Raw genomic sequence first — 14,665 nt, forward strand, 5'->3', positions numbered from 1 at the left:
GGTGTGCCTCTGTGCCTCTCGGGATTCGGAACAGCGGGCCCGACGGGTCGCCCACTCCGGTGATGTGACGGCAGATCGTAGCCGTTCCGCCACCGCGCGCGCCCGTGAATTGTCCGTGCAGGGACAGCGCCGGGGGCCCGCACCGGAGCGGTCGCGGGGCCGTTCCGCGCAGATGCCGGATGCCGATTCCGGACGGCCGGACCCGGCCTCGTACGATGACCCGCCATGAACACAAGTGAGGCCGACAGACCGCTGGTCGACGGCCGCTTCGAACTCGTCGCGCGCCTCGGCAGCGGAGGCATGGGAACGGTGTGGCGGGCGCGTGACATCGCCCTGCACCGGGAGGTGGCGCTCAAAGAGGTCCGCCCGCCCGACCCGGCGATGGCCGACGCGACCCCGGGCCTCGCCCTCATGCTCCGGGAACGCGCGATCCGGGAGGCGCGTGCGCTGGCCAGACTGGCCCATCCGCATGTCGTCACGATCCACCACATCGTCGAACCCCTGGACGGATCGCACCCGTGGATCGTCATGGAGCTGGTCAAGGGAGGATCCCTCCACGACCGGCTCGCCCAGGGGCCGATGCCCGTACCGGAGGTCCTGAGGATCGGCCTCGACGTGCTGTCCGCACTCCGGGCCGCACACGAGGCCGGAGTGCAGCACCGGGACGTGAAGCCCGCCAACGTGCTGCTGCGCCCCGACGGCAGCGCCGTCCTCACCGACTTCGGCATCGCCGCGCTGCGGGAGTCCACGAGCCTCACCGCGACCGGCGACCTGATCGGCTCGCCCGAGTACATCGCCCCCGAACGCGTCCGGGGAGAGGAGGGCAACCCGTCCTCGGACCTGTGGTCGCTCGGCATGATGCTCTACGTGGCGGCGGAGGGAACGCACCCGCTGCGCCGCGCCACCGGTCTGGCCACGGTCGTCGCCGTGCTCGACGAGCCGATCCCGCCCCCGACGCGCTCCGGCCCGCTCGCACCGGTCCTCGCGGAACTGCTGGTGCGGGACACCGCGGCGCGCCCCGATGCCGAGCGGCTGGAGCAGCTCCTCGAGGCCGCCGCGGCCACGGCGTCCGGTACGGCCCCGACGGCCGCGCCGCCCGCGGCCGTCCCGGTCACTCCCGCCGCCGGCCGGCCGGGCGGTCCGGGCGCGGACACGGCGCGGACCGACGGTACGCCGCCGCCGGGACAGCGGTTCGGCCCGCCCGTTCCCTTCCCCGGGCAGCCGGACCCCGGTTACGGCGCCGGTCCCTACGCGCCCCGGCCGCCCTACGGCTACGGCCCGTCCGCCGCCACGGTCCCCACGACTCCGATGCCCTCGTCCCGTAGGCGCCCGGTGCTCGCCGCGGCCGTCACGGTGGCGCTGATCGCGGGCGCGATTGGGGCTTTCCAGCTGCTTCCCGACTTCGGGGGTGGTACCGGCGGTGACGCCAAGCGGACCACCGCCACCTCGGGTGCCTCGGGCTCGGGCGGCACGAGCACCTCCGACGCCGCCGGCGGTACGGCGGAGTCCGGCGGCGGTTCGGCGGACGCGGACGAGGACCCCGGCACCGCGGACGCGGCCCCGAAGGGAAGTCTGCTCACCCCGGCCGGTGCCCGCTCCGCGATCTCGGCGCTGAAGAAGCACACCGGTGGCACCCAGGCGGTGTCCATCTGGATCTACCCCGAGTACGCCTGGGCCTCGATGCCGCCCAAGGGCCGCAAGGACGTGTTCGACCGGTTCGAGTACCGCAACGGCGCGGTCAGGAGACTGACACCCGGCGAGACCATCGGGCAGGACGACAAGATGATCGACCTCGACAAGGTCGACTGGGACGCCCTCCCGGCGCTCCTCAGGCGGGCGGACAAGGACCTCGGAGTCCCCAAGCCCACGATGCGCTACGTGATCGTGGACACCGCCCTGATCACCAAGGAGGCGGCGCTCAAGGTCTACGTCGCCGACGAGTACGGCGGCGGATACCTCAAGGCCACGCTCGACGGCAAGGTGCAGGAGCTCTTCCCGCGGTCCGGCTGACGGTCCGGCCGCCGTCCCTGCGGCGCGGCGGCCCCAGAGCCGCCGCCCGTGCCGCCGCCCGTTCCGCCGCCCACCCGGCCCGGAGGTGTCCGCCCACGCCCCGAACGTCTCTCCGATAGGCTTTCGTGCAGGTCAGAGGCGTCGTTGCCGGATCCGGACGGGATTGTCAGTGCCTGCTTCTACCGTCATGGGTGAGGGCCTGGACCGGCCGGGCCCCGACGCGGGAGGAGCGGGGTCATGGAACGGTCCGACAGCGACGGCCGGCCTCCGGGACGACCCGTGCCCGGACGCACGGGCGGTTACGGAGCGTCGTACCAGCAGGCCTTCACCGATCTCGCCGCATCGCACCGCGGCCGTCCCGCCGCGGAGATCCTTCCGCTGCTCCGCACGGCCGCGGATCGTGCCCTGCTGGGGTTCACCCCGGCCGATCTGGCCGAGCAGGCGGAGGCGATCAGCGGGGGAGAGCCGTACGAGCTGCGCATCACGGTGAGCTGAGGACCGTGCCCCGACACGGGCCGGACGGCGGGCCACGCGGGCCGGACGGCGTTCAGTCGACGGGCCAGGTGTGTGCGGCCGCGTTCAGATGCATGTAGTCCATGTAGAGCTGCGTCATCCGCCGCAGCGCCTCGTGCCGGTCGGCGTGGACCGTGTCATGGATGTGGTGGAACGTCTCCGTCTGCCAGGTCGCCCCGTTGCGGCCGGTGACGCACCGCTGCTCGATGACACCGAGCAGCGGCTCACGCCACCCGGCGTCCATGCCCGACCGTTCGAGCCCGTGATGGGCCAGCGGCAGCAGCCGGCGCAGGACCAGCTCCGTCACCGGCACCTCGCCCATGCCGGGCCAGTAGAGGCGGGCGTCGATACCGTGCCGCGCCGCGGTGTGGAGGTTGTCCTCCGCGACCGAGAACGACATCCGCGACCAGACCGGCCGTTCCTCGTCGACCAGGGCCCGGGTGAGCCCGTAGTAGAACGCGCCGTTGGCGAGGGTGTCAGCCACGGTGGGGCCGGCCGGCAGCACCCGGTTCTCGACCCGCAGATGCGGGGTGCTGTCGGTGACGGCGTACACCGGACGGTTCCACCGGTAGATGGTGCCGTTGTGCAGGGTGAGCTCCGACAGCTCCGGGATGCCGCCGTCGTCGAGGACCTTCCTCGGGTCCTCCTCGTCGCACAGGGGGAGCAGTGCGGGGAAGTAGAGCACGTTCTCCTCGAAGAGGTCGAACACGCTGGTGATCCACCGCTCGCCGAACCAGACCCGGGGCCGCACCCCTTGCACCTTGATCTCCTGCGGACGGGTGTCGGTGGCCTGCTCGAAGAGCGGGATGCGCGTCTCGCGCCACAGCTCCTTGCCGAACAGGAACGGAGAGTTCGCCGCGAGGGCCACCTGCACCCCGGCGATCGCCTGGGCCGCGTTCCAGTAGGGCGCGAACTCCTCGGGCGACACCTGCAGATGGAACTGGGTGCTGGTGCACGCCGCCTCCGGCGTGATGGTGTCCGCGTAGGTGCGCAGCTGCTCCACGCCGTCGACGGAGATGTGCAGGTCCTCGCCCCGAGCCGCGAACACCTGCTCGTTCAGGAGGTGGTACCGGGGATTCTCCGACAGGGCCGATTCGCCGACGTCGGACTGCCGGAGCGTCGGCAGGATCCCGATCATGATCAGGTGTACCCCGACCGCCGAGGCATGGTCCTCGGCGTGGTTGAGGGCGTCGCGGATCTCCTGCTCCCAGGAGTCGGGGCCGCCGGCCGTCAGCCGCCGCGGCGGCACGTTGATCTCGAGGTTGAACCGCCCGAGCTCGGTGGACCAGGCGGGGTCCGCGATCGCCTTGAGGACGTCGGTGTTCCGCATGGTCGGCTCGCCGATCCCGTCCACCAGGTTCAGCTCGATCTCCAGGCCCACCCGCGGCCGGTCGGACGCGAACCGTTCCTCACGGAGCATCTGCGCGAACGCATCGAGGCACGTGTGCATCTTGTTCCGGTACCGGCGGCGGTCGTCACGGGTGAACACCAGCGCCGGGACATCGCGTCCCATCGGCCCTCCCGGAATCTCTGGGGCCAGCCCCTCTTCTCAGCGTCCCACGCGGACGCCGCACGGACCACCGAGCCCACGGGGGGCTCCGCTGCGGATCCGCGGCGTTTCCCGGCGGGGTTCGTACCCGGTCCGTGTACGGGCCGTCCGGTCCGCGTGACCGGACCGCCCGGCCGTACACGATGTCGAGGGGCCGTCCGGCGGGCCGCCGCCCGCCGGTTCTCGCCCTCCGGAGGCCGCTTCCCGCCTCCGCCGGGGCCGACACCTCAGGGCCAGGCGCCGAGGAAGTCGGTCCGCACCGCCCACTCCGGGTGGTCGATCATAGGATTGCGGTTGCCCTGTATCTCCGCTATCGCCGCGTTGCGGTGCCGCTCGTAGTCGGTCACGGGATGGTCCCGGTGCCAGGCCAACATGATGTCCAGACGGTCCCGCTGGAGCTCGCGCGCCTCGTCGCCGATGAAGCCCGGGTAGCGCAGCAGGAAATAGAGGGTCGCCCTGGCGACCGGCCCCTTCCCGGCGGAGGGTTCGAACTTCTGCGCCTCGCGCCGTCCGCAGTCCCGCTGGACGGCCTCGTCGTCCTCCGCGAAGTCGAAGTACGGGATGTTCCCCCGGAAGCTGTTGCACGCCGACTCGCAGGCGAACAGATGGTGGAGGTCCCCGCGCATCGGCTCCTTCTTCGCGAACCACGACTGGGGCACCACGTGCTCGCAGTTGAAGGGCAGCGCCGCCTCCAGGGCGTCGAACTCCGCGTCCAGAGCGGACGGTCCCGGTGCGCTGTCGTGGAGCAGGAACTCCTGCCAGCGTCCGATCCGCGCGGCCTCTATCGCGGCGTCCGCCTCGATCAGCTCCTCCGGGGTGAAGTCCTTGCCGGAGTAGATTCCGTGCAGCTGGGAGTCCGGGTGCAGATCGACCCACGGGTAGAGCATCCGTATCGGCTTGTAGACCGGCCGGTGCTCATGGGTGGCCTCCAGGAGCTCGGTGAGCCCCTGGCGCAGCGCGATGGGGCTGTCGGTGCGCACGCCCGCGTAGTAGGTGTCGCGTGCGGCCCGGTCGGCAGTCACTTCGTAGTAGGGCCGGGTCCTGGCGGCGGCGAGATTCATCAGCGCCGCGGCCCGGTCCGCCTCGGCCGGGGACTGGCCGTCGATCCGCCCGACCTCGGTCAGCGCCGGCGCCGCCGGCCTGGCAGCGAGAGGTGCCGTGGGAATCTCCTGCGCGCCACCGGAAGCCCGTGCCTCCAGCCGGAACTCCGGCCCGGCCGGCCCCGGGGCCGCCTCGCCGAGGGCGCCGCCCGGGCCGAGGCCGACGGAGATGTACAGCGGGACGCTCCAGCGCGACGTACCCGTCACGTCCGTCGGCAGGACGGTGCCGGCGGGCAGCGTGCGCCACTGCCCGGAGCCGCCGTTCGTCCCGACGCCCTGCGATGCGGCAGGATACGGCTCGAGCGGGTGGAGGGACGCGCCCGCCGCGAACAGCTCCTCGCGGAGTGCGGCGGCCTCACCGGACAGGCGGACCTGCCGGAGCGCCGCCAGCACGGTGCTGATCCGCACGCCTTCGTTGGCCCTCCAGTCGAGCCGGTGCTCTCCCATCGCCGGCTCCCAGTGAGCACCGTCGACGGTGAGCGGACGGCCGTCACCGTCGGTGCGGGGGATGACGGCGTGGTGCAGGGCGACGACCTCCCACTGGTCGTTGAGCACCGGCGACCCCGACGAACCCGACGCCCCTGCCGTCGAACCGGCCGCCTCGTCGGTCTCGTAGTGCACGAACCCCTCCAGTAGGTCCACGACCCTGTTCTCGCGCAGGGCCAGTTGCTGGGGCTCGCCGTGGGGATGCTGGATCATGCTGACGAGCTCGCCGAGGACGACCTTGCCCTCCGCCTCCTTGAGGGGCAGCCGGCCGAACGACGACAAGGGCAGCCCGTCCTGGGAGCGCTCGGTCACGGCGACCAGGCAGAAGTCGAGTCCGCGGTCGGACACGAAGAACCGCCGCGGATCGAGTTCGAACCGGGCCGGCGTGGCCGGACGCCCGTCCAGGCCGGTCCGGAGGCCGAACTCGACGACCGCCCCGGCCGCCTCCTCCGCCGAGGACAGCAGGTGATGGTTCGTCATGAGCAGGGAGGGCGACACCAGGAACCCGGTCCCGTGGCGGGGCCGGGCTCCGGGGACGGTGATCCGCCCGGTCGACCGGCACGCGAGGAGGCCCGCTTCGAGGAAGTCGGCACCGACGAGGTCGTTGCGCCCCATCAGCCGTTCCAGCCCGAGGACGTCCGCGCCGACCAGATGGTGGTCCACGTCCAGGCTGCACCCCGCCGTGGCCTTGGCCGGCGTCCGTTCCAGCGCCGTGGCCAGCGCCCAGTCGGCGCCCAGGCGTGCCAGTCTCCGGCTCACCCGGTCCGGGGCGTCGACGTGCAGGATGCCCCGGACGTCAAGCATCCGCAGATGCCGTGCCCGTTGATCGGCGCGCCCCGCATAGCGTTCGCGTGCCGCTGCGACCTGTTCGAGGAACTCCGTGTCCGCCCGGGACAACACCTGCTCAACCGCCATGCCGGCCAGCCTCCTCGTACCCCCTGCCACACCCCCTTCTCTTCGTCCATGGGAGCACAGGTTCTCGGAGACCGCTCACCCGAACGGACGCGGACCGCCAGCCGTTCGTTCGTCGTTCAACGCTTGCTCCGGCAGGCGATCGCCGCCCGGCCGTCGACCTGCCCGGTGGCCGTCCGGCGTCTGGTGGCCGGCCGGCGTCCGAACCCGCGTCAGCGTGAAGTGTTGCCGGTCGCGGCTGCCGCCGGGGTGGCCGTCTGCATCTGACGCGCAGCATGGGAGGAGATGGCCGTGACGGGGGCGGCGATCGGAGGGGCGGAAGCCGTGGTCTGCTGGCCCTGCGGAAGCGACTTCGTCCGCTCCTCGGACGCACTCGCCACGGCGGACCAGGTGCGGAGCCGATGACTCGCCGCCTCGTCGATGGTCACCGGCGTGCCGCGCTGCTCGGCCAGCCGGCTCGCCTCACGTCCCAGAGCAGCGACATCGTCCCAGCCCAGGCGGAGCGTGATGGAGAACTCGGCGCCACCGTCCGGGAGTCCGTGCATGATCGGCTCGTGGCGGTCTGTCATGGGCGCTCCTGTAGTCGACGCGTCTGCCCGGCCTGCTCGGGCGGGCACTGGTTGGTACGGGGCGCAGGGGCGCGTTGTTCAGCGCACGGGCGATCATCTCGGAACCCGCCGTGCTCGGTGCCGCCCCTCCGGGGCTGCCGCTACGGGTGGTACAGCGCGCGGGCGCGGAGGGCGTCGATCGGGCCGTGCTCCGGTACCTCGAGGAAGTACTCGACCTGCCAGGTCTGGGTGATGCGGGCCTGGCGGCTCGACGTGGCGACCCAGGGCGGGTAGACGCGGAACCCGCGCTTCCCCCCGGTCCCGTCGGTCGCCACGATGTCCCGCTCGCGCAGCACCTCCCGGGGGAAGACGAACTGCCCGAAGCGGTCGGCCTCACGGGTGCTGATGACGAACAGGTCGACGGGGTCGTCGGCGTCGAAGGGCTGGATGGGCCCGTCCGCGGACCGCTTCCACACGGTGACGAACTGCCCTGCCTTCGTGGGTGTCGTCTTGCCCGTGCGGAACCTGACGGACGAGCCGTCCAGGGTGAACGTGTGCGCCGTGTACTCGGCGCTCTCGGCCTCGGGCACCGGCTGCGAGCACCGGAAACCGCACGGGTCGTACACCAGGCGCTTCACCGCGAGGAGATCCCCGTGCATCGCCTCGGTGGCCGACCAGGAACCGGAGTCGATGCAGGTCCGTGGGGAGTTCTCGCGTTCGGTCGTCACCCGCCCATCCTGCCACTCGGCCTCCGGCTCGGGTGACCCGGCGTCCGCTCAGTCGGTCCCGATGACGGGCAGGGCGCCAGCGACGTCAGCGGTTCCGGCGAAGCGGTGCAGGGACGACTTCAGCGCCGCGACGAAGGCGTCTCGGGTGGCTTCGGGGACGAGGGCCAGGGACAGGTAGGGGTTGAGGTCTTCCAGTTCCACCAGCAGGAGTTCACCGTCCCGGGTCCTGCAGGCGTCGACGCGCTGGATGCCGTGCCCCAGGGTGTTCCAGTCGATGAAGCGGCGGGCGAAGACGAGATCGGCGGCGGTGGGTTCGTACGGCTCCAGGACCCACCGGCGGTCGGGGTGGGGCGCGTGCAGGGCGTACTGGAAGGTGTCGTCCACGAAGTAGAACGACACCTCGTACCGGAAGTCGACGTGTGGCTGGACCAGCAGCTCGCCGTCACCGGGGTCGACGTCCCCCAGCCGGTCCCGGGGTACGACCTCCAGGCCGATGGAGTCCGCGCCGGCCTTGGGCTTGACCACGTACGCGTCCGTCTCGGGCAGCAGGGCGAGGTCCCGGCGCCGGTCGACGGTGGGGATGACGGGGAAGCCGGCCGCGGTCAGGTCCGGGAGGTACTGCTTGCCGGCCATGTCGCCCCGGCCGGTCAGCGGGTTGTAGACCAGGGTGCCGCGCCGGAGCGCCTGCTCGCGGAAGGCCTCGTACGCGTCCCGGTAGTGCAGCACGGGCCCGCTGTTGCGGACCACAACGACGTCGAAGGCGTCCATGAGCGTGGCGGCGTCCCGAGGGTGGCACAGGGCGAGGTCGAAGTCCTCCCGCAGCCGGGAGGAGAGAAAGATGTCCTCGTCGCAGTACCGCCGCCCCCGTGCCTGGTAGGCGAGGTCGGTGACGAGCAGGACTCGGGGCCGTGCGGACACTGGGCATCTCTCCTGAGGCCTGAGGATCGGTTGACCGTTAAAGTACACGCGGTGTCCCGCCTCCGGCCGGTCCGGGCCTCAGGTGGGGGGTGCTCCCGGGCGGCGCGCTCACCCGGTACCGCAGACCGGCCCCGATTCCCCGGGGTACGACGGATCACCTAGTGCAGATGCGTCATGACCGCAGCGGTGGCGGTGGTCAGCGCCGCCAGGGTGACCATCACGGTCCGTACGCCGCCGCCGAAGTTCCAGCGCACGTCGCGTTCCGTACCGTCCGGGGGCGGGGCCGTCCCCGGGCCGGCCGGCGGGCAGCAGGGGCAGTCGGGGACGACGGGCGGCCGTTCGAGCCGGTGGGGCTCCCCGCGGCCCGCCCCGGCACCGATCGAGAAGGATTCGCTCATGCCCGGACCAACGAGTGCGACCGTCACCCCGGACACGGGCAGGAGCCGGTCCGAGACCGGATCGTCATACAGCCGGGCGGCGGCGGCCTGCGGGGACGTGATCGTGTCCGGCCCCGCTCGCGGGCCTCTCGCAGCTGTTCACCCAGGGGAGACGGAGGTGGGCTGTTGCTGATCGGCGGTCCCGCCGGGGACGAGGCGGGGCACCAGGCGGACGTAGGCGACCATGCCGAGGACCTCGACGAGGGTCTGGGTGACCACGACGACCGCGGCGGCGGCGAATGACCCGGGAAGGGCCAGGGCCAGGGGCAGCACGACCAGGGAGTTGCGGGTCGCTCCGGTGAAGACGATCGCCCGCGCCGCCGCCGTGCGGAGGCGGAAGAGCCGGGCCACGGCCTTCCCCGCGAAGGCCATCAGGACAAGGAATGCCACGTAGAAGGGGATGACGGCGGCGACGTCGGCCAGGTCGTCGCCCAGCCCGGGCACCTGGGAGGCGACGACGGTCAGCAGGGTCGCGGCCATCAGCGGGACCATCGTGGTGGTCGCGGCGTCGGACACCCTCCGTCCGGCCGGGCGGCGCGCGGCCCACGCCTGGAGGGCCCAGGCGAGTACGAGCGGGATGACGATCAGGGCGACGAAGGCTTCCACGAACGGTCCGGCGTCCACGACGTCGGCCAGGCCGGACCCCATGAACAGGTACAGGAAGCCCGGGAGCAGCAGCATCTGCGCGACCAGGAGGAGCGGGGTGGCGGCGAGGAGGCGGCGGCTGGAGCCGCCCGCGAGGCCGCAGAAGACGATCACGTAGTCGACGCAGGGGCACAGCAGCACCAGCAGGACACCGACCCGGACGGCCTGGTCGGCGGGCAGGAACGCGAACATGGCGGCGACGACCAGCGGCACCACCACGAAGTTCACCACCAGCGCCGCGGCCAGGAACCGGCCGTCGCGCAGGCAACGGAACAGCTCGGCGGCGGGGACCTGGAGGAACGTGACGAACAGCAGGGCGCCCAGGACGGGGTTGATGGCGTGCTCCAGACCGGAGCCGGCGGCCGGGGCGGTCAGGCCCAGCAGCCCACCGGCGGCCATCGCCAGGAGGTAGATCACGACCTGGTGGTGTTCCATCCGCTCGACCGGGCCCTGCGGTCCCTGCTCCGGCACCCCGTTCGCTCCCTCGCTCCGTGGCGGCCCGCCCCGGTGGCAGCCGCGTGCCCATCCTCACAGGTCGGAGCGGTCGTCGCGGTGTCCGTCAGGGTGTGGCCGGGCCGGGGCCCGGGCGGCCGACGCCGTTCCCCGTCTCCACGGCCCACATGTGCGTGCAGCCGGGGCACTGGAGGTGGACCACGGTGCCCTTGTTGGAGATCAGATAGCGCCAGTGCTCGCGGCAGGTGCGCCCGTCGGCGCAGGTCGCGCAGTCCCGCGCGTCGTCGCAGCGGGGGCAGGGCACCCAGGCGCGACGGGCGATGTCGGCGTGGGGGTCAATCGGCAGCACGGCCGGGCTCCCGTGCGGGCAGTACACCGGCGGTGACCAGCATGTCGTAGGTGCGCTGCTGGTCGGCGTCGAGGCCCGAGTAGAGCATCCGGTACGCCTCGTCCTCGCCCTGCATCACGGCCACCGGGTCCCAGTAGGGACCGAGTGCCGCCACGACCTCGGCCCGGCGCCGGGCCTCCTCGGCGGTGAGGTCGATCTCGAAGGATATGAGCTCGGGTGCGCTGTCCTGGTCCATGGCGAAACTTCCGGGGGTACTGGAGGCGGGACCAGCCTGTTTACCAGAAACTTTCGATTCCCGAAAGCAAATCAGAGGGATATTCATGTGAATTGGGATGCTTCTCACAAAGGCAATCCATGGGCGAAGTCCGAGCATTTCGTCGCGCGGTCCATGAGCCGGCCGCGCCCCGGCGGCGCCCGCCCGGAACGCGCCATTGCCGGAGCGACCGGTGGCGCACCTTCCGGTCCCCGTCGGGTACCCGCGCCGGGGGGTGAGGGCTCGATCACCAGCCGAATGTGTGCGCCCCGGCGCACACGGTCGTCGCTTTCGGATGGTTTTGCGCGGCCGGACGGTTCCGGCCGGAGCCGCGGGCGCCGCGCCGAGGGGGTGCAGACGGCGGGCGCGGCCGTCTCCTAGCCTCCGGCGCCATGCACATCACACGTCTGAGACGCTTCGGTCTGTCCGCGGTCCTCGCCTTCGCGCTCGCCCTGCTGGGGTTGGTCCAGCCGGCCTCCGCGGACACGCCCGACCTGACGTTCGCCTCCGACCAGGCGACCGTGACCCCGGGGTCCTCGGTCCGGCTGACCATGACCCTCACCAACAACCAGGCGACGGACATCTGGTTCGTCTACCAGTCCGTCCAGCCGACGTGGACCACCACGCAGCGCAAGGACCTGAAGTACAGCCTGTCCTGCACCGCCGAGGGTGCCACCTGCACCGGCGCCGGAACCGGCAGTCTGGGTGTGAACTACGCCATCCCGCTCGCCCCGGGAACCAGCCGCACCGTGACCCTGACTCTCGACGTCGCCGCCGACTCGGGCTGCAACGGGAACATCGGCTTCTACTCGTACGTCTACTACGAGTTCAACGGCGGCCAGACCACCAAGGACGGCGTCTTCCACACTCCGGAGACCCGGGTGACCTGCGCGCAGCCGCCCGCTCCCGAAGGCGCGACGCGCTCCTGAATCCTCCCCGAACGGCCCGGCTCTCCCCCGGACGGGCCCCGGCGGCCCACCGCTCTGTGGCACGCGGTGGGCCGCCGGCTGTTTCCCTCCGGAGTCCTGCCGTGCCTTCCGGGCCCCCGTCCTCCTCGTCGGCGCCCGTCGCAGGCCGCCCCGTGCCGCGTCGCCCACCATGGCCGAAAACAGCACATCGCGGCCACACTTCGACTTGTCCAGACCTGTGATGCGGAACCCGAGTCGCGCCGAACGCATCCACGGGCCATGCCTCAAGGCCCACTTGGCCTTGCGGCCGGCAGCCAGGTGCCTCGATGCATTGACATACGTGTGCGATGGACTGATGCGCCCCCCTGTGCTCCCGGAAGCACCTGCGCTTTTCCGTCATGTTCCACAGCAAGCACACGAGAACTCCACGGAGCCACCACTATGTGACGCGTCAGGGCGGAACCACCGGCGCAGGGAGAGCGCCGGTGGTGCGCTGGGGTGGGGTGCGTCCGGTTGGGGAGAACCGGCCGTGCCCAACTGGAGGGGATGACACCGCATGAGGCGGACAATCGGCACGGCCGCGCTCACGGGCGCGCTCCTGCTCGCGCTCGGCTTTCCTGCACCGGCCTCCGCCGTGGAGCCGGCGACGCCACGCATCGACCTCCGGGTGCTGGTGGTGACCGACGGCGGGCCCGCCACCGCCGCGATCGTCGCCGAACTCGACGGCGCCGGAACGCCCTACACCGTCGTCGACCTGGCACGGGCGGACCGGCCGTCCATCGACGCGGCCTTCCTCGCGGACACCGTCGACGGTGTGCCGCGCGCCAGGTTCCAGGCCGTCGTGCTGCCCAACGACAACCCCTTCCCGGCCGGTTCCCCGGAGATGGCCTCCCTGGTCGCCTACGAGAAGGCGTACGCGATCCCCCAGGTGGACGCGTACACGTACGCCTCCCCCCAGGCGGGGCTCCAGTACCCGGTGAACGGCGGCTACATGGGCCCCGTGGACGGCGTCCGCGCCGAGGTCACCCAGGCCGGCCGGTCCGGCCCCTTCGGCTACCTCGACGGCACCGTGCCGTTCGAGGACAACGCGCCCTCGGTGAACGAGAGCTACGCCTTCCTGTCCCGGCCGGTCGCCGGGGCCGACTTCACCAGCTACGTCGAGGCGCCCATCCCGGGCCGCACGACGAAGGGCACCCTCGTCGGCGAATACCGCCACGACGGGCGCCGTGAACTGGTGGTCACCTTCGCGTACAACCAGTACCAGCAGCAGTTCCGGCTGCTCGCGCGCGGCATCGTGGACTGGATGACGCAGGGCGTCCGGCTCGGCGCCTCGCACAACTACTTCGCCGTCCACATCGACGACGTCTTCGCGGCCGACGACCGCTGGGACACCACCCTCGACTGCACACCCGGCGACGTGGACTGCCGGCCCGGCACGGGCACGCCGAACCCGATCCGCATGACCGCCGCCGACGTCGACCACGCCGTCCAGTGGTCGCGCGCCCGCGGTATCACCCTCGACATGGTCTTCAACGGCGGAGGCAGCGTCGAATACCGCGAGGACCACGGGGCCGACCCGCTCGCCGACCGGTTCGTCACCCACCGGGACGCCTTCCGCTGGGTCAACCACACCTACGACCACCCGTACCTCGGCTGCGAGCAGGACGTCAGCGTCGTCCCGTGGAAGTGCGCCACCGGCCCGGACGGCGCCGTCCGCTACGTCAGCCGTGCCACCATCGCCGCGCAGATCGCCGACAACCGGTCCTGGGCCGAACGCAACGGGCTCCCCCTGCGGACCGACGAACTGGTCACCGGCGAGCACTCCGGTCTGAAGCTGCTCCCGCAACAGCCGGCCGACAACCCCCATCTCGCCCCCGTGCTCACCGACAACGGCATCGCGTGGCTCGGCGCCGACAACTCCCGCGACCCGGAACAGCGTCCGGTCGGCCCCGCCCTGACCGTCGCCCGCCACCCCATCAACATCTTCTTCAACGCCGGCCGCATCGCCGAGCAGGTCGACGAGTACAACTGGATCTACACCAGCAGGGCGCAGGGCGGCAGTGGCCTGTGCGAGGAACTCGCCACCACCACGTGCCTGGACGCGCCGCTCGACACGGCCACCGGATTCTCCTCGCACATCGTGCCGCAGGAGACGAGGACCGCACTCGGACACGTCCTCTCCAACGACCCCCGCCCGCACTTCATCCACCAGTCAAACCTGGCCGAGGACCGTATCGGCTACCCCGTGCTCGACGCCGTCCTGGAGCAGTACGCCGCCCTGTACGCCGACAACACACCCCTGGTCAACCTGCGGATGAGCGACATCGGCGCCGAACTCCGCGACCGGGACGCATGGACGAGCGCCGTGCGGGCCGGACAGGTCACCGGATACCGCATCGGCGACACCGTGACCGTCCAGGGGCCGCAGGGCCTGGCCGTCACCGCCACCATGCCCACCGGCACCCGGCAGGTGCTCTCCGACGGCAGCGCCGCCTTCGGCCGGCCGTACGCCGGATCGGTCTCCGGCCGGGTGGCCCCCGAGGCGGCCCAGGACCGGGTGACGCTCACCCTCCCCGCATCGGAGACCCCCGACCAGGCGAGCCCGGCAGCGGCACACGGCGCCGCGCGGGCACCGCAGCGGACCACGCCCGCCACCCCGGTTCCCGAAGGAGTCGCACGACCGGTGCCGTTCGGCGTCCGGCGCTGACCCGGGACGCACCGCAACCTCAGGCCACGGTCCCGGCCGCCGCTCGGCGGCCGGGAGCGGCGGTACCCCCGCCCCCTCCCCCACGCGGAACACCCCGATGCAAGGTCAGCACCCCGCGCCAAACCGCAACTCGGCGCATGTCACCCTCC

Annotated in this window: 13 protein-coding genes; 4 read left to right on the forward strand and 9 right to left on the reverse strand. The window is 72.0% G+C overall.

Going from position 1 to position 14,665, the window contains the following annotated elements:
- Positions 1-225: 225 nt before the first annotated feature.
- Both ACZ4Z5_RS19455 and ACZ4Z5_RS19460 read left to right on the forward strand, forming a co-directional pair.
- A complete protein-coding gene (locus ACZ4Z5_RS19455) occupies positions 226-2,010 on the forward strand; it encodes a serine/threonine-protein kinase (RefSeq protein ID WP_468264309.1) in 1,785 nt (594 codons plus the stop codon).
- Between the two features lie 237 nt (positions 2,011-2,247).
- On the forward strand, positions 2,248-2,505 hold the full coding sequence (locus ACZ4Z5_RS19460) for a hypothetical protein (protein WP_468264312.1): 258 nt from the start codon (positions 2,248-2,250) through the stop codon (positions 2,503-2,505).
- A gap of 52 nt (positions 2,506-2,557) precedes the next feature.
- Here ACZ4Z5_RS19460 and ACZ4Z5_RS19465 read toward each other — a convergent pair whose 3' ends face one another.
- The 9 genes from ACZ4Z5_RS19465 to ACZ4Z5_RS19505 form a co-directional block, all read right to left on the reverse strand.
- Complete coding sequence (locus tag ACZ4Z5_RS19465) at positions 2,558-4,036, reverse strand: glutamate-cysteine ligase family protein (RefSeq protein ID WP_468264315.1); 1,479 nt, start codon at positions 4,034-4,036, stop codon at positions 2,558-2,560.
- A gap of 263 nt (positions 4,037-4,299) precedes the next feature.
- Positions 4,300-6,573, reverse strand: a complete 2,274-nt coding sequence (locus ACZ4Z5_RS19470; RefSeq protein ID WP_468264318.1) for an endonuclease — start codon at positions 6,571-6,573, stop codon at positions 4,300-4,302.
- Between the two features lie 209 nt (positions 6,574-6,782).
- Positions 6,783-7,139, reverse strand: a complete 357-nt coding sequence (locus tag ACZ4Z5_RS19475; RefSeq protein WP_468264321.1) for a hypothetical protein — start codon at positions 7,137-7,139, stop codon at positions 6,783-6,785.
- A gap of 140 nt (positions 7,140-7,279) precedes the next feature.
- Positions 7,280-7,777, reverse strand: coding sequence for a MepB family protein (locus tag ACZ4Z5_RS19480; RefSeq protein WP_468264361.1), 498 nt, complete (start codon positions 7,775-7,777; stop codon positions 7,280-7,282).
- A gap of 117 nt (positions 7,778-7,894) precedes the next feature.
- The gene (locus ACZ4Z5_RS19485) at positions 7,895-8,764 is read right to left on the reverse strand and encodes an ATP-grasp domain-containing protein (RefSeq protein ID WP_468264324.1); all 870 of its coding nucleotides are present in this window, start codon (positions 8,762-8,764) and stop codon (positions 7,895-7,897) included.
- 158 nt (positions 8,765-8,922) lie between these two features.
- The gene (locus ACZ4Z5_RS19490) at positions 8,923-9,162 is read right to left on the reverse strand and encodes a hypothetical protein (protein ID WP_468264327.1); all 240 of its coding nucleotides are present in this window, start codon (positions 9,160-9,162) and stop codon (positions 8,923-8,925) included.
- A gap of 138 nt (positions 9,163-9,300) precedes the next feature.
- On the reverse strand, positions 9,301-10,281 hold the full coding sequence (locus ACZ4Z5_RS19495) for a bile acid:sodium symporter (RefSeq protein ID WP_468264363.1): 981 nt from the start codon (positions 10,279-10,281) through the stop codon (positions 9,301-9,303).
- Between the two features lie 124 nt (positions 10,282-10,405).
- Positions 10,406-10,648, reverse strand: a complete 243-nt coding sequence (locus ACZ4Z5_RS19500) for a hypothetical protein (RefSeq protein WP_468264330.1) — start codon at positions 10,646-10,648, stop codon at positions 10,406-10,408.
- Positions 10,635-10,883, reverse strand: coding sequence for a DUF6400 family protein (locus ACZ4Z5_RS19505; RefSeq protein WP_468264333.1), 249 nt, complete (start codon positions 10,881-10,883; stop codon positions 10,635-10,637). The genes ACZ4Z5_RS19500 and ACZ4Z5_RS19505 overlap by 14 nt, the downstream gene beginning before the upstream one ends.
- 410 nt (positions 10,884-11,293) lie before the next feature.
- Between ACZ4Z5_RS19505 and ACZ4Z5_RS19510 the strand changes: the two genes are divergently transcribed.
- Together ACZ4Z5_RS19510 and ACZ4Z5_RS19515 are read left to right on the forward strand one after the other, a co-directional pair.
- Entirely contained in the window at positions 11,294-11,830 is a 537-nt protein-coding gene (locus tag ACZ4Z5_RS19510; protein ID WP_468264336.1) for a hypothetical protein, read from the forward strand.
- A gap of 535 nt (positions 11,831-12,365) precedes the next feature.
- The gene (locus ACZ4Z5_RS19515) at positions 12,366-14,516 is read left to right on the forward strand and encodes a hypothetical protein (RefSeq protein WP_468264339.1); all 2,151 of its coding nucleotides are present in this window, start codon (positions 12,366-12,368) and stop codon (positions 14,514-14,516) included.
- The last annotated feature ends 149 nt before the right edge of the window (positions 14,517-14,665 follow it).

Source organism: Streptomyces sp. NPDC030222 (genome assembly GCF_055573115.1).